This window comes from Dolosicoccus paucivorans (assembly GCF_900100125.1).
Classification (GTDB): Bacteria; Bacillota; Bacilli; order Lactobacillales; family Aerococcaceae; genus Dolosicoccus; species Dolosicoccus paucivorans.
In genome coordinates this window covers 1-3,360 of sequence record NZ_FNEL01000084.1, presented here as the reverse complement: position 1 = coordinate 3,360, position 3,360 = coordinate 1, and the positions used below count along the sequence as shown (strand labels likewise).

Genomic DNA, 3,360 nt, shown 5'->3' with positions numbered 1-3,360 from the left:
GATTAGACAAGATACTAAAGCTAACTAACACTGCCACAGTTCAAGGCTTGTGAAAATTTGTAGCTAGTGGCTAATTTATACTTGAAATTTACATTAATGTTTAGTAGTTTATAGTAAGTATTCAAATAAAATCCTGCTGATTCTCGCATCAATATTGCGACTGGATCAGCAGGATTATTTTATAGCGATTTTTTCGGATGTCTTTCGACAGGTTCGGGGTAATCTTTAAGGGCTTGTTCCCCTTTAGGTGTAAGGGCGTAGCCTCTCAAAGAGATCGTTTGATCCAGGGTAGCATCGTCAAAATGTTCTTTGACTTCTTGGATGAGTTCGTCTTTTTTGAGTTTGGAATAGCCTTTCACATTTTTTTGTTTAAGCAGTTGCTTTAGTTGTGGGGCGGTTTGGTACGTTAAAGATTCTTTGGCGGTCATTTGACGGGCGAATCCTTGGTCTACTAATTGGTCCAGCGACTGTGGGCCGTTAATACCATAGTCGTATTCAAAGTATTTAGGGTACCATGAATCCGTCGTAAAGGTGCCTAAACTAATACGCCAAAGTAAAATTAAATCTCCAGGCAGTAATCCGTTAGGAAAGCGTTCCATTTGGCGTTTAGCAACCAAGTGAGATTTGCCGATATCTAAACCATCTAGCCACTCTTTTAATGGGCGATTGGGGCTAATATAAGGCATTTCAGGGTAATTTTTATATAAGGTTTGAACTTGCTTTTGTAAATTAGTCATTGTTAATTCCTTTCGCTAGGTGAGCTGCTTCCATTATAATAAATGTGGGAGGAGATTGAAATGAAATTAGCCATTGCTTTAATTGCTCATGATAAGATGAAAGACGATATGGTTCAATTAACAAGCTCTTATCAAGAAGTGCTTAAAGATCATCAGTTATACGCCACTGGAACGACAGGGCAGCGAATTATCGAGGCGACCAATTTACCCGTGCACCGCTTTAAATCCGGTCCTTTAGGTGGAGATCAACAAATTGGGGGTATGGTGTCGAATGAAGAGATTGATATTGTCATCTTCCTAAGAGACCCGTTAACGCCACAACCTCATGAACCGGATATTAGTGCGTTACTTCGTCTATGTGATGTCTATAATATCCCACTAGCAACCAACATCGCAACGGCAGAAATGTTACTTAGCGGCGTTGCGGAAGAAAAAATTGATTGGCGCAAATTAATTCGTCAACGCCCATAAAAAGAAACGTCCTCTGATTTTTTCAGAAGACGTTTTTTTATTAAACAATGGTTGCGTTAATAACATTTTTCAAGTGTTCTAAGGCGAATTCATGACCAGCTGGGTTAAAGCTTTGAACGCCGTCTTCGTGAATATAAATATCATACCCTAAGTTATAAGCGTCAACAGCCGTATGTAAAATACAAATATCTGTACAAACCCCAACTAAATGTAGTTCAGTAATACGACGAGCACGGAGTAAAATGTCTAAATCCGTCCCCGCAAACGCAGAATAGCGTGTTTTGTCTCTTAGTAGAACATTCGGCTTATCTTTAGCTTGTTCATAGACTTCTTGTAACTCACCGTACAATAAACGCCCGTCTGTTCCAATTAAGTTATGAGGTGGAAATAGTTTTGTTTCTGGGTGATACGGATCGTTTGGATAGTGCATGTCGTTGGCGAATACAACAAATTCGTCTTCATCGATAAATTCTTTTGTTAATTTAACAATCGCGTCATGAACAGAACGTCCCGGCTCACCAGCTTCTAAAGGCGCTCCTTCAGCGATAAAATCATGGGTATAATCAACAACAACTAATGCTTTTTTCATTGAATTGTCACCTAACCTTTACTATTTTCTAAAGTTTAACAAGGTGAAGGTGTAAAGTCAAAGAAAGACTAACGGCTCGCTAAAGACTGCCAATCAATGCCTCGAGCGATGGCCCAGTCTTTTAAGTCGCCTTGTAAAATCAACTGAGTGGTGTCTAAATCTTGAATGGTAGGCGTGTCTAACATTAACATTAATGAACGAATGGCTTCTTCTTGTTGTTTGACCCACTGAATCGTTTTGTCTACTCCTTCTTCATGAACCATCCATAAAAATTTACCGGAAAGTCCGACCCCTTGAGCTCCTAAAGAAAGGGCTTTAATGATGTCTAAGTAGCCTCGAATGCCGCCACTAGCTAATAAGTCAAAGGATGGGGTAGAAGGGTTAGAACGTGCGCTATAAGCTTCTAAGAGAGATTCTGGGGTGGTCTGTCCCCAATAAGCTAAGTCGCTAAAGTCTAATTGATCACGGCGCTGGTTTTCGATCATAATAAAGTTAGTACCACCGCGCCCACTGACATCCACCGTTTTAACACCTAAATTTAATAGGTGCTCAATCGTTTCGCGACTCATCCCAAAGCCTACTTCTTTAACAATAACCGGCACGTCTAAATGGTGCACGATGTCTTCAATATTTTTCGACCACATGGAAAAATCTCGGTCCCCTTCAGGCATCACTATTTCTTGAGGAATGTTTAAGTGGATTTGTAGGGCGTTGGCTTTTAGTAAATCGACGGCTCGTTTGGCGTTTTCTAACGAATGATGAGCGCCTAAATTCGCCATCACAAACCCATCAGGGTTTTCTTTTCGAATGATAGTAAAGGAATCATGGGCGTGGGTTTCCTTCATTGCGATACTTACCGACCCCGAAGCCATAGAAAGACCCGTTTCTAGAGCTACAATGGCTAATTTTTGGTTGATGGATTTAGTAAACTCTGACCCACCAGTCATGCCGTTAATATAAAAAGGGAGGGAATGGTCATGTCCCGCCCAAGTGGTCGTTAGGTCAATTTCATCTAAGGTTGTATTTGAAAAGGAATGATATACAAAGCGAATATCATCAAAAGGATGAAGGGTTTGTTTAGTTTGCTGTTCTAAAGCGTGAGCGACGTGATCGTTTTTACGCTGTTCATTAATGGATGGTTGGTGCATCAAAAGACCTACTTTCTTTTAATTATTGAAAGAAAACGATCTCCTACTGAGGACATCGTTTCGGTAAATTATTTGATAGATTGTAAAATTAATTGCGACAAACAAGAAAACCCATAACAGGTTCGTGTAAAATGTTAGTAACCACAAAAACACACACGGAGGACCTGTTATGAGCTACAAACATCTTACCATAGAAGACCGTTCAAAAATAGAAATACTTTATCATGAAGGCTATACAGCGAGTCAAATTGCTGAAGCCATCGGGCGTCACCGTTCGACGATTTATCGAGAACTCAAGCGTGTTAAGTCAACCTGTTACGATGCTCAATTGGCTCAAGATAACGCTTCTGAGCATCAATCTCTCAAAGGTCGTCGTCCTAAACATACGCCCGAGCTCATTCAAGATATTCAAACA

General features: G+C 40.3%; 5 protein-coding genes. 2 read left to right on the top strand and 3 right to left on the bottom strand.

Features of this window, described 5'->3' with window-relative positions; translation table 11 throughout:
• Positions 1–179: 179 nt before the first annotated feature.
• Positions 180–737, bottom strand: a complete 558-nt coding sequence (locus BLR79_RS08535; protein ID WP_092086996.1) for a hypothetical protein — start codon at positions 735–737, stop codon at positions 180–182.
• Between the two features lie 60 nt (positions 738–797).
• On the opposite strand from BLR79_RS08535, the gene BLR79_RS08530 reads away from it, so the two are divergent.
• Positions 798–1,208, top strand: coding sequence for a methylglyoxal synthase (locus BLR79_RS08530; protein WP_092086993.1), 411 nt, complete (start codon positions 798–800; stop codon positions 1,206–1,208).
• Positions 1,209–1,248: 40 nt separating this feature from the next.
• Here the strand turns inward: BLR79_RS08530 and BLR79_RS08525 are convergent, their stop codons facing one another.
• Both BLR79_RS08525 and fni read right to left on the bottom strand, forming a co-directional pair.
• Positions 1,249–1,797, bottom strand: a complete 549-nt coding sequence (locus BLR79_RS08525; protein WP_092086990.1) for a cysteine hydrolase family protein — start codon at positions 1,795–1,797, stop codon at positions 1,249–1,251.
• 68 nt (positions 1,798–1,865) lie between these two features.
• Positions 1,866–2,945: a type 2 isopentenyl-diphosphate Delta-isomerase gene (gene fni / locus BLR79_RS08520; protein WP_092086987.1), complete on the bottom strand. Its 1,080-nt coding sequence runs from the start codon at positions 2,943–2,945 to the stop codon at positions 1,866–1,868.
• A 169-nt stretch (positions 2,946–3,114) separates the two neighbouring features.
• Here fni and BLR79_RS08515 point away from each other — a divergent pair.
• A partial coding sequence (locus tag BLR79_RS08515; RefSeq protein ID WP_143338845.1) for a helix-turn-helix domain-containing protein occupies positions 3,115–3,360 on the top strand: 246 nt, incomplete at its 3' end.

Bases quoted from the DNA above. Each gene is read 5' to 3' on its own strand.
- BLR79_RS08535 (WP_092086996.1), bottom strand. From the start codon at position 737: ATGACTAATTTACAAAAGCAAGTTCAAACCTTATATAAAAATTACCCT.
- BLR79_RS08530 (WP_092086993.1), top strand. From the start codon at position 798: ATGAAATTAGCCATTGCTTTAATTGCTCATGATAAGATGAAAGACGAT.
- BLR79_RS08525 (WP_092086990.1), bottom strand. From the start codon at position 1,797: ATGAAAAAAGCATTAGTTGTTGTTGATTATACCCATGATTTTATCGCT.
- fni (WP_092086987.1), bottom strand. From the start codon at position 2,945: ATGCACCAACCATCCATTAATGAACAGCGTAAAAACGATCACGTCGCT.